17 protein-coding genes are annotated in these 16,278 nt (G+C 58.0%); 6 read left to right on the forward strand and 11 right to left on the reverse strand.

Annotation, left to right across the window (positions count from 1 at the left end):
* Nucleotides 1-360, reverse strand: a 360-nt coding sequence (locus Q7W83_RS18580) for a DUF2066 domain-containing protein (RefSeq protein ID WP_473656470.1), incomplete at its 3' end; no start/stop codon positions are given.
* 384 nt (nucleotides 361-744) lie between these two features.
* Here Q7W83_RS18580 and purM point away from each other — a divergent pair.
* The 3 genes from purM to Q7W83_RS18595 are packed head-to-tail and all read left to right on the forward strand — an operon-like array spanning nucleotide 745 to nucleotide 3,175.
* Nucleotides 745-1,803, forward strand: a complete 1,059-nt coding sequence (purM, locus tag Q7W83_RS18585; RefSeq protein WP_010456810.1) for a phosphoribosylformylglycinamidine cyclo-ligase — start codon at nucleotides 745-747, stop codon at nucleotides 1,801-1,803.
* Entirely contained in the window at nucleotides 1,803-2,453 is a 651-nt protein-coding gene (gene purN / locus Q7W83_RS18590; protein WP_150630163.1) for a phosphoribosylglycinamide formyltransferase, read from the forward strand. Before purM ends, purN begins: the two co-directional genes overlap by 1 nt.
* Nucleotides 2,454-2,461: 8 nt before the next feature.
* The gene (locus tag Q7W83_RS18595) at nucleotides 2,462-3,175 is read left to right on the forward strand and encodes a DUF3108 domain-containing protein (RefSeq protein ID WP_150630164.1); all 714 of its coding nucleotides are present in this window, start codon (nucleotides 2,462-2,464) and stop codon (nucleotides 3,173-3,175) included.
* Nucleotides 3,176-3,343: 168 nt separating this feature from the next.
* Here the strand turns inward: Q7W83_RS18595 and Q7W83_RS18600 are convergent, their stop codons facing one another.
* Nucleotides 3,344-4,969: a methyl-accepting chemotaxis protein gene (locus tag Q7W83_RS18600; protein ID WP_150630165.1), complete on the reverse strand. Its 1,626-nt coding sequence runs from the start codon at nucleotides 4,967-4,969 to the stop codon at nucleotides 3,344-3,346.
* A gap of 142 nt (nucleotides 4,970-5,111) precedes the next feature.
* Nucleotides 5,112-6,086: an amidohydrolase family protein gene (locus Q7W83_RS18605; RefSeq protein ID WP_412070960.1), complete on the reverse strand. Its 975-nt coding sequence runs from the start codon at nucleotides 6,084-6,086 to the stop codon at nucleotides 5,112-5,114.
* Nucleotides 6,087-6,269: 183 nt separating this feature from the next.
* Here Q7W83_RS18605 and Q7W83_RS18610 point away from each other — a divergent pair, with 183 nt between their 5' ends.
* A complete protein-coding gene (locus Q7W83_RS18610; RefSeq protein WP_150630167.1) occupies nucleotides 6,270-6,686 on the forward strand; it encodes an OsmC family protein in 417 nt (138 codons plus the stop codon).
* Nucleotides 6,687-6,747: 61 nt separating this feature from the next.
* Entirely contained in the window at nucleotides 6,748-7,617 is an 870-nt protein-coding gene (locus Q7W83_RS18615; protein ID WP_473656471.1) for a pirin family protein, read from the forward strand.
* A 48-nt stretch (nucleotides 7,618-7,665) separates the two neighbouring features.
* On the opposite strand, the gene htpG is transcribed toward Q7W83_RS18615, so the two are convergent.
* The 3 genes from htpG to Q7W83_RS18630 all read right to left on the reverse strand — a co-directional run bounded on the left by htpG (nucleotide 7,666) and on the right by Q7W83_RS18630 (nucleotide 10,577).
* Entirely contained in the window at nucleotides 7,666-9,570 is a 1,905-nt protein-coding gene (gene htpG / locus Q7W83_RS18620; RefSeq protein ID WP_150630169.1) for a molecular chaperone HtpG, read from the reverse strand.
* Nucleotides 9,571-9,651: 81 nt separating this feature from the next.
* On the reverse strand, nucleotides 9,652-10,104 hold the full coding sequence (locus tag Q7W83_RS18625; RefSeq protein ID WP_150630170.1) for a PaaI family thioesterase: 453 nt from the start codon (nucleotides 10,102-10,104) through the stop codon (nucleotides 9,652-9,654).
* Complete coding sequence (locus tag Q7W83_RS18630) at nucleotides 10,101-10,577, reverse strand: PaaI family thioesterase (RefSeq protein WP_150630171.1); 477 nt, start codon at nucleotides 10,575-10,577, stop codon at nucleotides 10,101-10,103. Before Q7W83_RS18630 ends, Q7W83_RS18625 begins: the two co-directional genes overlap by 4 nt.
* A 157-nt stretch (nucleotides 10,578-10,734) precedes the next feature.
* On the opposite strand from Q7W83_RS18630, the gene Q7W83_RS18635 reads away from it, so the two are divergent.
* Nucleotides 10,735-10,968 (forward strand): hypothetical protein, encoded by a 234-nt coding sequence (locus Q7W83_RS18635; RefSeq protein ID WP_064679026.1) that lies wholly within the window; start codon nucleotides 10,735-10,737, stop codon nucleotides 10,966-10,968.
* Nucleotides 10,969-11,035: 67 nt separating this feature from the next.
* Here the strand turns inward: Q7W83_RS18635 and Q7W83_RS18640 are convergent, their stop codons facing one another.
* The 5 genes from Q7W83_RS18640 to sucC form a co-directional block, all read right to left on the reverse strand.
* Nucleotides 11,036-11,437, reverse strand: coding sequence for an MAPEG family protein (locus tag Q7W83_RS18640; protein ID WP_150630172.1), 402 nt, complete (start codon nucleotides 11,435-11,437; stop codon nucleotides 11,036-11,038).
* A complete protein-coding gene (locus tag Q7W83_RS18645) occupies nucleotides 11,437-12,174 on the reverse strand; it encodes a DUF599 domain-containing protein (RefSeq protein WP_150630173.1) in 738 nt (245 codons plus the stop codon). Before Q7W83_RS18645 ends, Q7W83_RS18640 begins: the two co-directional genes overlap by 1 nt.
* A 176-nt stretch (nucleotides 12,175-12,350) precedes the next feature.
* Nucleotides 12,351-13,664 (reverse strand): branched-chain amino acid transport system II carrier protein, encoded by a 1,314-nt coding sequence (gene brnQ, locus Q7W83_RS18650; RefSeq protein ID WP_150637757.1) that lies wholly within the window; start codon nucleotides 13,662-13,664, stop codon nucleotides 12,351-12,353.
* Nucleotides 13,665-14,092: 428 nt separating this feature from the next.
* The gene (sucD, locus tag Q7W83_RS18655) at nucleotides 14,093-14,974 is read right to left on the reverse strand and encodes a succinate--CoA ligase subunit alpha (protein ID WP_053156820.1); all 882 of its coding nucleotides are present in this window, start codon (nucleotides 14,972-14,974) and stop codon (nucleotides 14,093-14,095) included.
* Entirely contained in the window at nucleotides 14,974-16,140 is a 1,167-nt protein-coding gene (gene sucC / locus Q7W83_RS18660; RefSeq protein WP_007898980.1) for an ADP-forming succinate--CoA ligase subunit beta, read from the reverse strand. Before sucC ends, sucD begins: the two co-directional genes overlap by 1 nt.
* Nucleotides 16,141-16,278 lie beyond the last annotated feature (138 nt).

Raw genomic sequence — 16,278 nt, forward strand, 5'->3', positions numbered from 1 at the left:
CGATGGCCGGTTCGCGCCCCACAACGACAGCCCGGCACGGCGCAACGCCTGTTCGGTGCTGGCCGGGTCGAAATCCACCTTCAGCACTTCCGGCGGGCCAGCATCGAAGCCGTACTGACTGATGATCTGCTGCGGGTCCTTGCGAATGGCCGCCAACCCCGGACTTTGCACAGCCTTGGGATCGCCGGTCAGGCGCAACACCAGCGTATCGAGCGCACGCTGGGTGGCTTGATCACGCTCTTCCGGCGCCTGACTAGTGACAGGCTCACGCACCTGATAAAGACCTTTTACAGTGTCGGCATGACTTGCCAGACTGACCAGAGACAAACAACCCACAAACAATGATCTGAAAAAACGCATGGAAGATTCCTGACGACAAGAGCGGCTGGAACTGACCGCATGAAGACAATCGAGCAAGGCTGTGACCATCGCCCGACGTAAAACATTCACGCGTCCCGGTTAAGTTTTTCGCACTGCCATAACGATAGACGGTTAATCGCGATACCTTATACAGCCAAGCGGGAGGCGACCAACACGGGCAATAGCGGTTTTTTTGTATCGATATGCCCCTGCTGTCGGCCTGAGGATGGCCGCTGCCCCTCAAGCCTGATAAAATCGCGCGCCTTCGCAGACCGGCAACAGCCGGGCACCCTGAAATTCGCGCAAGGCACATGCCCTTCGTTTGTTTCGGCGGTCCCACTGGACTCGGTCGTTACCCCTGAATCCCCCCTAAAGGCCTGGATCATGAGCAAGCAACCCTCCCTGAGCTACAAGGACGCCGGTGTAGACATCGACGCCGGTGAAGCATTGGTCGAACGCATCAAGAGCGTCGCCAAGCGCACTGCGCGCCCGGAAGTCATGGGCGGCCTGGGCGGTTTCGGCGCCCTCTGCGAAATCCCGGCCGGCTACAAGCAGCCTGTACTGGTTTCCGGCACTGACGGCGTCGGCACCAAGCTGCGTCTGGCGCTGAACCTGAACAAGCACGACAGCATCGGCATCGACCTGGTGGCCATGTGCGTGAACGACCTGGTGGTCTGCGGCGCCGAGCCACTGTTCTTCCTCGACTACTACGCCACCGGCAAACTCAACGTCGAAACCGCGACCCAGGTCGTGACCGGTATCGGCGCAGGCTGCGAACTGTCCGGCTGCTCCCTGGTGGGCGGCGAAACCGCTGAAATGCCTGGCATGTACGAAGGCGAAGACTACGACCTGGCCGGTTTCTGCGTCGGCGTCGTGGAAAAATCCGAAATCATCGACGGTTCGAAAGTCGCTGCCGGCGATGCCCTGCTCGCCCTGCCGTCTTCCGGCCCGCACTCCAACGGCTACTCGCTGATCCGCAAGATCATCGAAGTGTCCGGTGCCGACATCGAAAACATCCAGCTCGACGGCAAGCCGCTGACCGACCTGCTGATGGCCCCGACCCGCATCTACGTGAAGCCGCTGCTCAAGCTGATCAAGGACACCGGCGCGGTCAAAGCCATGGCCCACATCACCGGTGGCGGCCTGTTGGACAACATCCCGCGCGTGCTGCCAAAAGGCGCTCAAGCGGTGGTTGACGTTGCGAGCTGGACTCGCCCTGCCGTGTTCGACTGGCTGCAAGAGAAAGGCAACGTCGACGAAAACGAAATGCACCGCGTGCTGAACTGCGGCGTGGGCATGGTGATCTGCGTGGCTCAAGAGCACGTTGAAACCGCGCTGAACGTGCTGCGTGAAGCCGGCGAGCAGCCTTGGGTCATCGGCCAGATCGCCACCGCTGCCGAAGGCGCGGCTCAGGTTGAACTGAAGAACCTCAAGGCTCATTGATGTCCCAGACCTGTGATGTGGTGGTGCTGTTGTCCGGCACCGGCAGTAACTTGCAGGCCTTGATCGACAGCACGCGGACCGGCGACAGCCCGGTCCGCATCGCCGCGGTGATTTCCAACCGCGCCGACGCCTACGGCCTGCAACGCGCCAGGGAGGCGGGTATCGACACCCGCTCCCTGGATCACAAGGCGTTCGAAGGCCGCGAAGCCTTCGATGCCGCGCTGATCGAACTGATCGACGCCTTCAATCCCAAACTCGTGGTACTGGCCGGTTTCATGCGTATTCTCAGCGCTGACTTCGTGCGCCACTACGCGGGTCGCCTGCTGAACATCCACCCCTCGCTGCTACCCAAATACAAAGGGTTACACACTCATCAGCGCGCGCTGGAGGCCGGCGACACTGAACACGGCTGTTCCGTGCACTTTGTCACCGAGGAACTCGATGGCGGACCACTGGTCGTACAGGCAGTAATACCGGTAGAGTTGCACGATTCGCCGCAGAGTCTGGCGCAGCGAGTTCACACCCAGGAACACCTGATCTACCCGATGGCCGTACGCTGGTTTGCAGAAGGTCGCTTATCACTCGGTGAACAAGGTGCTTTACTGGATGGCAAGTTACTCGCGGCCAGCGGCCACTTGATTCGAACCTAGGAGATTTTATGCGTCGCGCCCTGCTCTTCGCTTGCGCTCTGCTTGCCCTGCCTTTCGCGCAGGCTGCGGAACTTCAACCTTTCTCCGCCAGCTACACCGCCGACTGGAAGCAGCTGCCCATGAGCGGCACCGCCGAGCGCAGCCTCACCAAGGAAGCCAACGGCGTCTGGAAGCTCAGCTTCAAGGCCTCGATGATGATCGCCAGCCTGACCGAAGAAAGTACCCTGACCCTGGACAAGGACACCCTGCTGCCACAGTCCTACCACTTTGAACGCGGTGGCCTGGGCAAAGCCAAAAAGGCTGACCTGGATTTCGACTGGACCGCCAAAAAGGTCACCGGCACCGATCGTGGTGACGCCGTCAACATTCCGCTCAACCGCGGCATGGTCGACAAATCCACCTATCAGCTTGCTCTCCAGCATGACGTGGCTGCCGGCAAGAAAAGCATGAGCTACCAGGTGGTCGATGATGGTGAAGTCGATACCTATGACTTCCGCGTGCTGGGTTCGGAAAAGGTCGACACCAAGGCTGGCCAGATCGACGCGATCAAGGTCGAGCGCGTACGCGATCCGACACAAAGCAAGCGCATCACCGTGCTGTGGTTCGCCAAGGACTGGGATTACCTGCTGGTCCGCCTGCAACAGGTCGAAACCGACGGCAAGGAGTACAACATCATGCTCCTCGACGGCAAGGTCAACGGCAAGGCTGTCAAGGGCAGCTGATCCGGATCGATATGGAAAGCCCCGCTAATGCGGGGTTTTTTTTCGCCTTTATGTAGGAACGAGCTTTCTCGCAATGGGTTGATGAACGCCGCAGGTTGTCAGGTTTACAGCGTTATCGTTAACGTCCATCGCGAGCACGCTCGCTCCTACGGGGTTTGCAGCGTCTGGTCAGACTGAAAACCGCGCGACCATCGTGTTCAGGTCCACCGCCAGCCGCGACAATTCCTGACTCGCCGCACTGGTCTGATTCGCCCCCGCCGACGTCTGCAACGCCAGATCACGGATGTTCATCAAATTGCGATCCACCTCTCGCGCTACTGCCGCTTGTTCCTCTGAGGCGCTGGCGATCACCATGTTGCGCTCATTGATCAAGGTGAACGCCGACGCGATTTCTTCCAGAGCGACACCGGCGGCTTTCGCTACTTCGAGTGTCGAACGCGCGCGGGTGTTGCTCTGCTGCATTGAGCTGACGGCAGAATCGGTGCCTTGCTGGATACCCATAATCATCTGCTCAATTTCCCCCGTCGATTGCTGCGTCCGGTGCGCCAGGGCGCGCACCTCGTCAGCCACCACCGCAAACCCGCGCCCGGCGTCCCCGGCCCGCGCCGCTTCGATCGCTGCGTTCAAGGCCAGCAGGTTGGTCTGTTCGGCGATCGAGCGAATCACGTCAAGCACCTTGCTGATGCCATACACCTTCAGCGCGAGGTCTTCGACCTGTGAGGCGTTGGCGGTGACATCGTCAGCCAGAGACTCGATGGATAACACCGTCTGGTGAACCTGCTCGCGGCCATGCTGGGCGATCCGGTCAGATTCACGCGACGCTTCGGACGTGGCCACCGCATTGCTTGCCACCTCCTCCACGGCGGCCGTCATTTGATTGACTGCCGTCGCCGCCTGATCGATTTCCAGGCTTTGCTGATGCAGGCCACGGGTCGCGGCTTCGGTGACACTACTGAGTTCTTCCGAAGCCGAAGCCAATTGGCTGGACGAGTCGGAGATGCGCCGAAGGGTGTCGCGCAAACTCTGCTGCATGCTTTTCAGCGCCTGCAGCAGACGCGCCGGTTCATCCTTGCCGGAGATGCGGATGTCACCGGTCAGATCGCCGCCCGCCACCCCTTCAGCCACCTTCAACGATTGCGCGAGCGGCAACACGATGCTGCGCGTCAACAACAGCGCCAGGCCGATAGTCATCAACACCGTCACGCCAATCATCACGCCGACCCAGAACCTGGAGTAGCTGAACACCACACGCCCCGACTCGGTAGCGAGATTGGCGTTGCGTTTGTTCAGTTCCACCAACTCCTTGAGCGTCACGGCGATGCCATCGGCAATCGGGCTCATATCGCCGTTGAGAATTGCTGCCGACTCCTCCACTCGTCCTTGAGCGGACAGGTTCATCACCTGACTCTGAAACTGCAGGTACTTCTGCTCGGCGGCCTTGAAACGGTCGAACAGCACACGCTCTTCCGGCAACACGATCAGCCGGTCATAGCGTTGATGCGTTTCTTCGAGGGTACCTTTGAGTTCGTTGAGCTTGCCGACATTCTGCCCCAGCGCCTGCGGATCGCGTTCGATCAGCAGGCGCATGGTCAAGGCCCGCAGCCGCAACATGTCCTGACTCATTTCACCGACCACCATCACGCTGGGCAGCCAGTTGTCATCCACCTGATCCGACTGTGCGCGCATGTTCGACATTTGCAGCAGGGCGAACGCCCCCAACCCAAACACCATCAACGCCAACAGACCAAAACCCAGGCCTGCACGCGGCGCAATATTGATACTTCTGATACTCATTGCCTTGGTTCCTTCCAAAAAAAAAATGCTGCATCGTACCTGCAGCTGGTTTCTTTAGAAGGTATCGGCTCGCAAAACTTTTTAGTAAGACGAAAACGTAATATCAAACCATCCAAATACTTTGATCGAAGGGCAGCAACGACTAGCGAACGGCGTGCGGCAGGATCGACAGAAAGTTGTCCCGCGCGACTTTTCTCGCAATCTCCTCGGGCAATGCGTCAAGAAATGGATCAAATCCATGAATTTCCTGACCGAGCTTGTTGAAACGTCCCACCACGTCCGAGCCGATCATGAAGCGCTCCGGAAAGCGCTCCACCAGCTTTAACCACGCTTCGCGAGGCTTGCCCTGCTCGTCCAGCAAGTAAGGCGTCAGCAGGCTCCAGGACAGGTCGATGTACAGATTGGGATAAGCCTCAAGCATGCGCGTCAGGGTCGGCAGCAGAAAATCCAGCTGAGTCTGGTGCCGATGTATCTCGGCACTGGTGCCCGCATGCGCCCAGAGAAAGCGGGTGTGCGGGTGATTGCGCAGCGGTTCTTCGATTTCCGCGAGGTACAGCGGATTTTTCTCACGCTTGGAAGTGATGTTGGAGTGCAGCATTACCGGCAAGTCGTTTTCGGCGGCGAGGTGATAGATCCGTGTCATCGCTTCGTTATTGGCCCGCGGCGTATCCCCGGAGGTCAGCGCGGTCAGGTCATCGTGACGGGTGAAGACTTCGCCGATGCCCTGCCACAGCCCCGGATTGAGATCCAGCACGCGCTGGATATGGGCCGCGGAGTTTTTATCGTTGGGGTTGAAGCCGGACAGGAACGGATGAAAGTGTTGTCGCTGTTCGGGTGTCAGTTTGTTCACCGCGGCGGCGACGATAGTGTCTGTTGCGCTGTACCAATAGGCATCGGCGTCATCACCGGCGTAATAGCGCGGGCGCTTCGGTTCATCTTCGTGCCATTTTTTGGCCACCGGAATGCCGGAAATCATCACATGATCAATGCGATTGTCGGCCATGGCCTTGAGCAATTTCGGCATGCCCGCACTTTCCTGGAAGAAATCCACGTAATGCAGGTGCGCGTCGCTGTAGCCATATTCGCGAGCGAAGGCTTCAACACTCGTCAGCAGCATCAACGCGGTAAAGCTCAAGCAGGATAAACGCACAGGCAATCTCCAGCGGCAGGAAAAGCGTAGACCTCGGCGCACTGCAGACGGTTCAGCCGGTAAGAAAGTGGAACGCGACCGGACAGGAATGCTCTATAACAACGAAGTCTTTTTGATCGAATGACTTAATTCCTGCCTGGGAGGCTTGCCATGACCGTTACCATCAATACCGTTTCCGCCGAAGGTTTTCGTCACAGCGTACAAATCGATGACCACGAACTCTTTGCCGATGTGCCAACCTCCGCCGGCGGTGAAGGCTCGGCACCCGAGCCACATGATTACTTCGATGCTGCGCTCGGCGCGTGCAAGGCTTTGACCTTGAAGCTGTATGCGAAGAAAAAAGACATTCCGCTGACGGGTGTTGGTGTGGAGGTCAAACGCGACAACAGTGAAGAGCAGAAAGGCAAATATGTCCTGCACGTCAAACTGACGCTCAAGGGTGTGCTCACCGATGCCCAGCGCGATGAACTGCACCGCGTGGCCGACCGCTGCCCGGTGCACAAGCTGATGACCACCACTGAAGTCAGCATCGAAACCCATCTGTCAGAAGGCGCCTTCAGCCAATAGCGGCAAGGGCCGGGCAAGCGGGTTATGCTCCACGCGTCACCCGCTCAGCCTGGAATGCACCATGAACACTCCCCTCGTGATCCGTCCCCGCGCCGAAGATGTCGAAGGCCAACCGATTCTTCGCCCGCTGCCGTCAGCCAAATGCCGCAGCGTCGGGCCTTTTGTGTTTTTCGACCACATGCTGGAAACCCGTTATCCCGCGGGCAAAGGCATGAACATCCGTCAGCACCCGCACATCGGTCTGTCGACGCTCACCTACCTGTTTCAGGGGCAGATCCAGCACAAGGACAGCCTCGGTTCCGATCAGGTGGTGGAGGCCGGTGACGTCAGCTGGATGACCGCCGGCAGTGCCATTGCCCACGTCGAGCGCACGCCCGAGGACTTGAAGGACCGCGGATTCACCCTGCACGGTTTACAGATCTGGCTTGCATCACCGAAAGATCATGAACAGGGACCGGGACACTACAGTCATCATCCAGCGTGTACGTTGCCGGTCAGCGATAACCTTGGGGTGAAGATCCGGATGATCGCCGGGTCAGGCTTTTGCCTTGAATCGCCGGTGCCGGTGCTTTCTCCTACGCTCTACGCGGAACTGAACCTTCAGACAGCAACCACGCTGCTGATTCCCACCGAGCATGAAGAACGGGCGCTGTACGTGTTGAGCGGCGATGTACAGCTCGATGGCGAACGGATAGAACCGCATGCGCTGGTCGTACTGCCAGCGGGGGAAGAGATGACGTTGTTCGCCGAGACCGACTGTCATGCAGTGCTGTTTGGTGGCGCGCCACTGGATGGGCCGCGAAGGATCAACTGGAATTTTGTGGCGAGCGATCCGGCGGCTATCGATGAAGCACGCCGACGCTGGGCGGCCGGGGATTGGCCAACGGTGCCGGGAGAAGTTGAGCGGATCGAGCTGCCCCCCGCCCGCTAAAGCCCAGGAATAAAAAAACCCGCCGAAGCGGGTTTTTTTACAACGCCGTTAAACCGACAGTTCAACCAGCAGCTTGTTGAGACGGCGCACATACGCGGCCGGGTCTTTCAAGCTGTCGCCGGCCGCCAGGGCCGCCTGATCGAAGAGGATGTGCGACAGGTCGCCGAAGCGCTCGTCGCTCTGCTCGCTGTCGAGCTTCTCGATCAACGGGTGAGCCGGGTTGAATTCGAAGATCGGCTTCGAATCCGGAACCTTCTGACCGCTGGCTTCGAGGATCTGACGCATTTGCAGGCCCAGGTCCTGCTCGCCGATAGCGAGAATCGCCGGGGAGTCGGTCAGACGATGGGAAACCCGTACTTCAGCAACCGAATCGCCCAGTGCAGTTTTCAGACGTTCAACCAGACCTTCTTTGGACTTGGCGACTTCTTCTGCGGCTTTCTTGTCCTCTTCCGAGTCCAGGTTGCCCAGGTCCAGGTCACCGCGCGCCACGTCGACAAAGCTCTTGCCGTCGAAGTCGCTGAGGTAGCTCATCAGCCACTCGTCGATGCGGTCGGTCAGCAGCAGCACTTCGATGCCTTTCTTGCGGAAGACTTCCAGGTGCGGGCTGTTTTTGACTTGCGCGTAGGTTTCGCCGGTCAGGTAGTAAATCTTGTCCTGACCTTCCTTGGCGCGAGCCAGGTATTCGGCCAGACCGACCACCTGCTCGCCTTCTTCGCCCTGAGTGGAGGCGAAACGCAGCAAGCCAGCAATTTTCTCTTTGTTGGCGAAGTCTTCTGCCGGGCCTTCTTTCATGACCTGACCGAAGTTTTTCCAGAAGCCCTTGTATTGCTCAGGCTCGTTCTTCGCCAGCTTCTCCAGCATGTCCAGAACACGCTTGGTCAGCGCCGACTTCATGGAGTCGATGATCGGATCTTTCTGCAGGATTTCCCGCGACACGTTCAGCGACAGGTCGTTGGAATCGACCACGCCTTTGATGAAGCGCAGGTACAGCGGCAGGAACGATTCGGCCTGGTCCATGACGAACACGCGCTGCACATACAGCTTCAGGCCTTTCGGCGCTTCGCGCTGGTACAGGTCGAACGGAGCACGGGTCGGTACGTAAAGCAGCGAGCTGTATTCGAGCTTGCCTTCGACCTTGTTGTGACTCCAGCTCAGCGGATTTTCGAAATCGTGCGCGATGTGTTTGTAGAACTCCTGATATTCCTCGTCCTTGATCTCGGTGCGAGGACGGGTCCACAGGGCGCTGGCGCGGTTGACGGTTTCCCATTCAACGGCCGGCTTCTCTTCACCTTCGACGGCTGCCACTTCTTTCGGCAACTCGATGGGCAAAGCGATGTGGTCAGAGTACTTCTTGATGATGTTGCGCAGACGCCAGCCATCGGCGAACTCGTCTTCACCGGACTTCAGGTGCAGGACGATGCGGGTGCCGCGCTCGGCTTTCTCGACGGTGGCAACTTCAAAATCGCCTTCGCCCTTGGACGACCAGTGCACGCCTTCGCTGGCGGCAGCACCGGCACGACGGCTGAACACGTCGACTTTGTCGGCGACGATGAAGGCGGAGTAGAAACCCACGCCGAACTGACCGATCAGGTGCGAATCTTTCTTCTGATCGCCAGACAAGTGTTTCATGAAATCAGCGGTGCCGGATTTGGCGATGGTGCCCAGATGGGTGATCGCGTCTTCACGGCTCATGCCGATGCCGTTGTCTTCGAGGGTGACGGTTTTAGCGTCTTTGTCGAAGCTCACACGGATTTTCAGTTCGGCGCCACCTTCCAGCAACTCAGGCTTGGACAGGGCTTCGAAACGTAATTTGTCGACAGCGTCAGAGGCGTTCGAGATCAATTCGCGAAGGAAGATTTCCTTGTTGGAATACAGCGAATGGATCATGAGGTGCAGCAGTTGCTTCACCTCGGTCTGGAAGCCCAGGGTTTCCTTTTGAGTTTCCACACTCATGGTCATCAAACTCCAATCAGATGGCAGTGGCCGCGACGTAGAGGGTCGGCGGCGGGTTGTCATCAAAGTTGGGGGCTCGGATCAGGATTTCAAGGGCTCATCGATTTTGAAGTGGGCACGGGCGGTGGCAATGGGCTCGGCTTCGGTGCTTTGCCAGGCGGTTATTGCCACGTTGGCGACACGCCGCCCCTGACGGCACACTTGGCAGCGAGCCCACGTATCGCGGAACTGCCCGGCACGCAGGTAGTCGAGGGAAAAGTCGATAATCTTCGGTACACCCGGCGAGCCGGTAAAAATCAGCAGGTGCAAGGCAGCGGACAGCTCCATGAACCCGGCAATTACACCGCCGTGAATCGCCGGCAATAATGGGTTACCAATGTTGTCCTTGCTCGCAGGCAGGCGAAACAGCAGCTCATCGCCGACCCGCGAGCACTCGACTCCAATCAATTTGGCGTAGGGAATCAAATGCAGCAGCGAGGCGTAATCGCCCTGCTCATGGGCCTGTTGCAGTTGTTCCTTGAAGTTGTCAGTCATTTCGCCCCTCCGGCGATGACGCCACCAAAGCCTTTGGTGCCTTTGATGGCCTTGCCCATGCGCATGAACGTGCCCACGACATGGGCGATGGGCTGTTCGGGATCGTCCTGATAGGCAAAGCCGCGGGCGAAGATCACGTCCGTGGTGACCCGATAGCATTGGGCAAAACCGTACACATCCTTGTGCGGCTCGGCCGCGTGCATGTAATCGATGCGCAGATCGAGGGTCGGGCAGACTTCGAACTCGGGCAGTACGCAGAGGGTAGACATTCCACACGCGGTGTCCATCAAGGTAGTCAGTGCACCGCCGTGGATCACGCCGGTTTGCGGGTTACCGACGATTTGCGGGCTGTACGGCAGAATCACGGTGAGCCCGGCACTGCTGGCGCTATGAACTCGCAGCCCGAGTACCTGACAGTGTCGCAATGCCGATAGAAATCGCGTCGCGCGCTCAAAAACGGGGTTTTCGGCCATTTGATAAAAACTCTTCTTAGTATTCCGACACCGCACTAGGCGTATTCGTAAAAGTTCCCGTGGGAATAATCTTATATATCTGAACGAATTGAGGAACTTAACCCTGATGGCCGCGCTCGAAAGGCCAGTAGATATTTTCCATAAGGAGAAACACCCCATGCGTAAGACTTTAGCTATTGCCTTGATGTTGACCGCTTCCCTCGGTCTCGCTGCCTGCGATAAAAAATCCGAGGACAAAGCTCAAGATGCCAACCAACATGCTGAGCAGGCTCAGCAAGACATGAACAAAGCTCAGGATAAAGTGAACGACGCAGCGAAAGAAAACGCTGAAGCTGCCAAAGCGCAGGCTGAATCGAACGAAGCCGCTGCAAAAGAAGCACCTAAAAACTAAAACAGTTTTTAGCGTGATAAGGAAAACCCGCCAAGTGCGGGTTTTCTTTTGCCTGACATTTACCCTGTTAGAGCAAAATCGTTCTAAAAGTCGGACTAATCATCAAAAGCAACGAACACACTAACCCGACAACCCACACCAGACTTCGTTGCCAGGCAAGATCGCCCCAGTAGCACAATAAGTAAATGATGCGGGTGATCACAAAGATGATTGCCAGCGTATCAATCAGCCAACCCGCCGTTTGCGTGGTGTGCGCGATCAACACCCCCACCGCGAACAATATGAAAGCTTCGAAGCAGTTCTGATGGGCCGCCACCGCTCGAGCACCGAAGCCAGTGAGCTGGGCCTGCTGTTGGCGTGGCAGGTGATTGTTGTAACCGCCCTGCTCTTTCATGGCCTTGGCCACCGGCATGCGGGCCACGTAAATCAGCAAAGCGCTGATAAACACACACCAGAACGGAATACTCATCAAGCTGCCTCTTTGTTTGCCTCAGGCAATGGCGCCTCAGTAGGGGTATAGACCATCACATCGAGAACGTCGGAATGAAACTCCCGGCGATACAGCACCAGCACCACGCCGGCACTCATCAACATGAACAACCAGGGACTGACGAACCACGCCAGCATGGTCATGCCGAAGTAATAGGAGCGCAGGCCGAAGTTGAACTGGTTGGCGGCCATGGAGATGACACGCGCCGCACGGGCCGCGAAGGCTTTGCGCTCCTGCTCTGAAACGTGCCGCTCTCCGACCATTGGCGCCGAGCCGATCAGAATCGCTGCAAAGTTGTACTGCCGCATGCACCAGCTGAAAGTAAAAAACGCATAGACGAACACCAGCGCCAGGCACAGCAACTTGATTTCCGACATGCCCTGCGAGGCCTGTTGCACCATTGGAATATCCGCCAGCAATGACACGGCCCGCTCAGAAGCACCGAGAACGGTGAGAATGCCGGCAAGAATGATCAACGTGCTGGAAGCAAAGAAAGACGCATTGCGCTCCAGATTGCCGACCACGCTGGCGTCGGCAATACGGTTGTCGCGCAGCAGCATGCGGCGCATCCAGTCTTCACGGTACAGGTGCAATACGCTGGCCAGGCACGCGGTGTCGCGGCCCTTCCATGTCGCATAACGGGTATAGCCGCCCCAGCAGATGACAAACCAGACGGCGGCAAGAATGTGGATCAGGTTGGCGTGGATGAACGACATGCAGGTCCTTGTGATGTATTTGCGGAGGATCCGAAACCCTGTGGGATTTGCAATGCTTCGACGTTAGCTCACAAAAAAAGACACTGCCTCACGCGCATAAAAAATGCCCCGTATCGATTGATACGGGGCATTTCTGTTGAAGCTCAAGACCCGCTTATGGCGGGCCGTGAAGCAGCTTAAGCCAGCACTTCTTCGCGCTTGCCCAGCATCCGGTCGCAAACCACCGCCACCACCAGGGTCATGACCGACGGCACCAGCCACGCCAGACCTTGCTCGCTCAACGGCAAATGAGCCAATTGCGTCGGCATCCAATCCGCCAGACCCGCGCCCTTGAGCGCATCGATCAGGCCGAAGATGAACGACACCAACATCACCGGACCCACAATGCGTCCCTGCTCATGCCAGAAGTCCTTGCAGAAGCTCAGGGCGACCAGCGCGATGCACGGCGGGTAGATCGCAGTCAGAACAGGGATTGAGAACGCAATCAGCTTGGTGAGGCCCAGGTTGGACACCAGCAGGGAGAACGCGGCGAGGATGATGACCAAGCTCTTGTAGGACAGTGGCAGCACACGGCTGAAGTACTCGGCGCAGGCACACGTCAGACCGACCGCCGTCACCAGGCAAGCCAGCGAGATCAGCACCGCGAGGAAACCGCTGCCCAAGGAGCCGAAGGTGTGTTGAACGTAAGCGTGCAACACCGCCGCACCGTTGGTGGCGCCGGCAGCCACTTCATGGCTGCCCGAACCGAGGCGGAACAGACTGACATACACCAGCGCCAGACCGACACCGGCAATCAGCCCGGCAATGATCGCGTAACGGGTGATCAGTACCGGAGAATCCACGCCGCGAGAGCGGATGGCGTTGACGATAACGATGCCGAACACCAGCGCACCCAGGGTATCCATGGTCAGGTAACCATTGATGAAGCCTTGGGAAAACGGTGCAGCAACATACTCAGGTGTCGCCACGCCGATGTCACCGGCCGGCAGCGCGAACGCGGCGATGCCGAGTGCAGCCAGGGCGATAATCTTCAACGGTGCGAGGAAACGTCCTACGGTGTCCAGCAAACGGCCCGGGTAGAGCGAGATGAAGAACACCAACAGGAAGTACACCGAGCTATAGAGGAACAGCGCCAGCGGGCTCTCGCCGGTCAGCGGCGCCAGGCCCACTTCGAACGATACAGTCGCCGTACGCGGCGTCGCGAATAGCGGGCCAACGGCGAGGTAGCACGCAGCGGCCAACAGGCCACCAGCGACCTTGCCGATCGGGCTGCTCAAGGCATCCATGGCGCCGCCGACCTTGGCCAGGGCAACCACGGTGATCACCGGCAGACCCACCGCCGTGATCAGAAAGCCCAGCGCCGCCATCCAGACATGAGGCCCGGACTGCAAACCGACGATAGGCGGGAAGATGATGTTGCCAGCCCCGACGAACAGGGCAAACGTCATAAAACCAAGTGCCAGAATGTCCTGGCCTTTCAACACTTTCATTAAGGAAATACCACACTACTGAATCGGAATTTAGAGAGGGATTTCCCTTATGGGTGAGGGAAATGCTGTCGGCCCGCATAGGACTGACCCTTTAGCGCGAAGCTTCCTTGTGGGATGCGGACGCAAAAATGGCGGCTAGCCTAACGAATTTGAGCGAAAAACGCACTGTTAGAGGGCGAACATTCCGATACACGACATTTTTGTGTCGCGTTTTTGCATGTAATGGGTTGGCGCCTGTAAGTCCGCCATCGCGGGCAGGCGCGTTCCCACAGTGGAGCGGGTCGCTCACAAAAAATGCATACGGCACAATTCCCTGTGGGAGCGGACTTGCCCGCGATGGCGTCCGCACTGTCGACGCAAACTCCCGAAACGACAAAGGCCACCCGAAGGTGGCCTTTGTTTGGTGAAGCGTCAGCTAAGCGCGAGGCTTATTTGACAGCCCAACCGGTCAGCTCGGACAAAGCCTTGCCGATGTCTGCCAGCGAACGCACGGTTTTAACACCTGCGTCTTCCAGGGCAGCAAACTTCTCGTCTGCAGTGCCTTTGCCGCCAGAGATGATTGCGCCAGCATGGCCCATGCGCTTGCCCGGAGGAGCAGTCACACCAGCGATGTAGGAAACAACCGGCTTGGTCACGTGTGCCTTGATGTAGGCAGCCGCTTCTTCTTCAGCCGAACCGCCGATCTCGCCGATCATCACGATCGCTTCGGTCTTCGGGTCTTCCTGGAACAGCTTCAGGATGTCGATGAAGTTCGAACCCGGGATCGGGTCACCGCCGATGCCGACGCAAGTCGACTGACCGAAACCGGCGTCAGTGGTCTGCTTCACAGCTTCGTAGGTCAGGGTGCCGGAACGGGAAACGATACCGACCTTGCCTGGCAAGTGAATGTGACCTGGCATGATGCCGATCTTGCATTCGCCTGGAGTGATCACGCCTGGGCAGTTAGGGCCGATCAGGACTACGCCCAGCTCGTCGCACTTGACCTTGGCATCCAGCATGTCCAGGGTAGGAATGCCTTCAGTGATGCAAACGATCAGCTTGATGCCGCCGAACGCCGCTTCCAGGATGGAGTCCTTGCAGAAAGGAGCTGGAACGTAGATCACGCTGGCGGTGGCGCCAGTGGCAGCTACAGCATCTTTCACGGTGTTGAACACTGGCAGACCCAGGTGCTCGGTGCCGCCTTTACCAGGAGTAACGCCGCCAACCATCTTGGTGCCGTATTCGATGGCTTGCTGGGTGTGGAAACTACCTTGCGAACCGGTAATACCCTGGCAGATAACTTTGGTGTCTTTATTGATCAGGACGCTCATTATTTGCCCTCCGCAGCTTTGACAACTTGTTGAGCAGCGTCGGTCAGGCTGGTAGCAGCGATGATGTTCAAACCGCTTTCTGCCAGTACTTTAGCGCCCAGCTCAGCGTTGTTGCCTTCAAGGCGAACAACAACCGGGATTTTCACGCCGACTTCTTTCACAGCGCCGATGATGCCTTCGGCAATCATGTCGCAACGAACGATGCCGCCGAAGATGTTGACCAGTACTGCAGCGACGTTAGTGTCGGACAGGATGATCTTGAACGCTTCGGTAACGCGTTCTTTGGTAGCACCGCCGCCCACGTCGAGGAAGTTGGCTGGTTTGCCGCCATGCAGGTTGACGATGTCCATGGTACCCATGGCCAGGCCAGCACCGTTGACCATGCAACCGATGTTGCCTTCCAGTGCTACGTAGTTCAGTTCGAACTTGGCAGCGTGCGCTTCGCGCGGATCGTCTTGCGACGGATCGTGGAAAGTCTTCAGCTTAGGCTGACGATACATGGCGTTGGCGTCGATGTTGATCTTGGCGTCGAGGCAATGCAGATCGCCGTCAGCCTTGATCACCAGCGGGTTCACTTCCAGCAGAGCCAGGTCGTGATCCTTGAACAGCTTGGCCAGACCTACGAAGATCTTGGCGAACTGAGCAACCTGCTTGCCTTCCAGACCCAGCTGGAATGCCAGCTCGCGACCCTGGAATGGCTGAGCGCCAACCAGTGGATCGATAGTGGCTTTCAGAATTTTTTCTGGAGTGTCGTGAGCGATTTTCTCGATGTCCACGCCACCTTCGGTGGAAGCCATGAACACGATGCGACGGCTCGAACGGTCAACGACAGCGCCCAGGTACAGCTCTTTAGCGATATCAGTGCACGATTCAACCAGGATCTTGGTGACTGGCTGACCATTGGCGTCAGTCTGGTAAGTCACCAGACGCTTGCCCAGCCACTGCTGTGCGAATGCCTTAGCGTCTTCTTTGCTGCGAACCAGCTTTACGCCGCCCGCTTTACCGCGACCACCAGCGTGGACCTGGGCTTTGACAACCCACTCGGTGCCGCCGATTTTGTCGCAAGCTTCTGCTGCTGCTTCCGGGGTGTCTACCGCATAACCGGTGGAAACTGGCAGGCCGTACTCAGCGAACAGCTGCTTACCCTGATACTCGTGAAGATTCATGCTTATTACCGTCTTCGTTAGGTACTGCGCATTCGGTGCTGCACTCGTTCAAGTGCCGCACCACCTGTGACTGCTGCTTGCGTAGCCTTTCCGGACAACCGGTGCAGCTACGCAAGACTGCGTCCAGCGGATATTCCG

Source organism: Pseudomonas sp. 300, assembly GCF_055803035.1.

Bases quoted from the DNA above. Each gene is read 5' to 3' on its own strand.
- Q7W83_RS18625 (WP_150630170.1), bottom strand. From the start codon at position 10,104: ATGACTGACAACTTCAAGGAACAACTGCAACAGGCCCATGAGCAGGGC.
- Q7W83_RS18645 (WP_150630173.1), bottom strand. From the start codon at position 12,174: ATGTCGTTCATCCACGCCAACCTGATCCACATTCTTGCCGCCGTCTGG.
- htpG (WP_150630169.1), bottom strand. From the start codon at position 9,570: ATGAGTGTGGAAACTCAAAAGGAAACCCTGGGCTTCCAGACCGAGGTG.
- sucC (WP_007898980.1), bottom strand. From the start codon at position 16,140: ATGAATCTTCACGAGTATCAGGGTAAGCAGCTGTTCGCTGAGTACGGC.
- Q7W83_RS18630 (WP_150630171.1), bottom strand. From the start codon at position 10,577: ATGGCCGAAAACCCCGTTTTTGAGCGCGCGACGCGATTTCTATCGGCA.
- Q7W83_RS18615 (WP_473656471.1), top strand. From the start codon at position 6,748: ATGAACACTCCCCTCGTGATCCGTCCCCGCGCCGAAGATGTCGAAGGC.
- Q7W83_RS18635 (WP_064679026.1), top strand. From the start codon at position 10,735: ATGCGTAAGACTTTAGCTATTGCCTTGATGTTGACCGCTTCCCTCGGT.
- sucD (WP_053156820.1), bottom strand. From the start codon at position 14,974: ATGAGCGTCCTGATCAATAAAGACACCAAAGTTATCTGCCAGGGTATT.
- Q7W83_RS18610 (WP_150630167.1), top strand. From the start codon at position 6,270: ATGACCGTTACCATCAATACCGTTTCCGCCGAAGGTTTTCGTCACAGC.
- purM (WP_010456810.1), top strand. From the start codon at position 745: ATGAGCAAGCAACCCTCCCTGAGCTACAAGGACGCCGGTGTAGACATC.
- Q7W83_RS18640 (WP_150630172.1), bottom strand. From the start codon at position 11,437: ATGAGTATTCCGTTCTGGTGTGTGTTTATCAGCGCTTTGCTGATTTAC.
- Q7W83_RS18600 (WP_150630165.1), bottom strand. From the start codon at position 4,969: ATGAGTATCAGAAGTATCAATATTGCGCCGCGTGCAGGCCTGGGTTTT.
- Q7W83_RS18605 (WP_412070960.1), bottom strand. From the start codon at position 6,086: ATGCTGCTGACGAGTGTTGAAGCCTTCGCTCGCGAATATGGCTACAGC.
- brnQ (WP_150637757.1), bottom strand. From the start codon at position 13,664: ATGAAAGTGTTGAAAGGCCAGGACATTCTGGCACTTGGTTTTATGACG.
- purN (WP_150630163.1), top strand. From the start codon at position 1,803: ATGTCCCAGACCTGTGATGTGGTGGTGCTGTTGTCCGGCACCGGCAGT.
- Q7W83_RS18595 (WP_150630164.1), top strand. From the start codon at position 2,462: ATGCGTCGCGCCCTGCTCTTCGCTTGCGCTCTGCTTGCCCTGCCTTTC.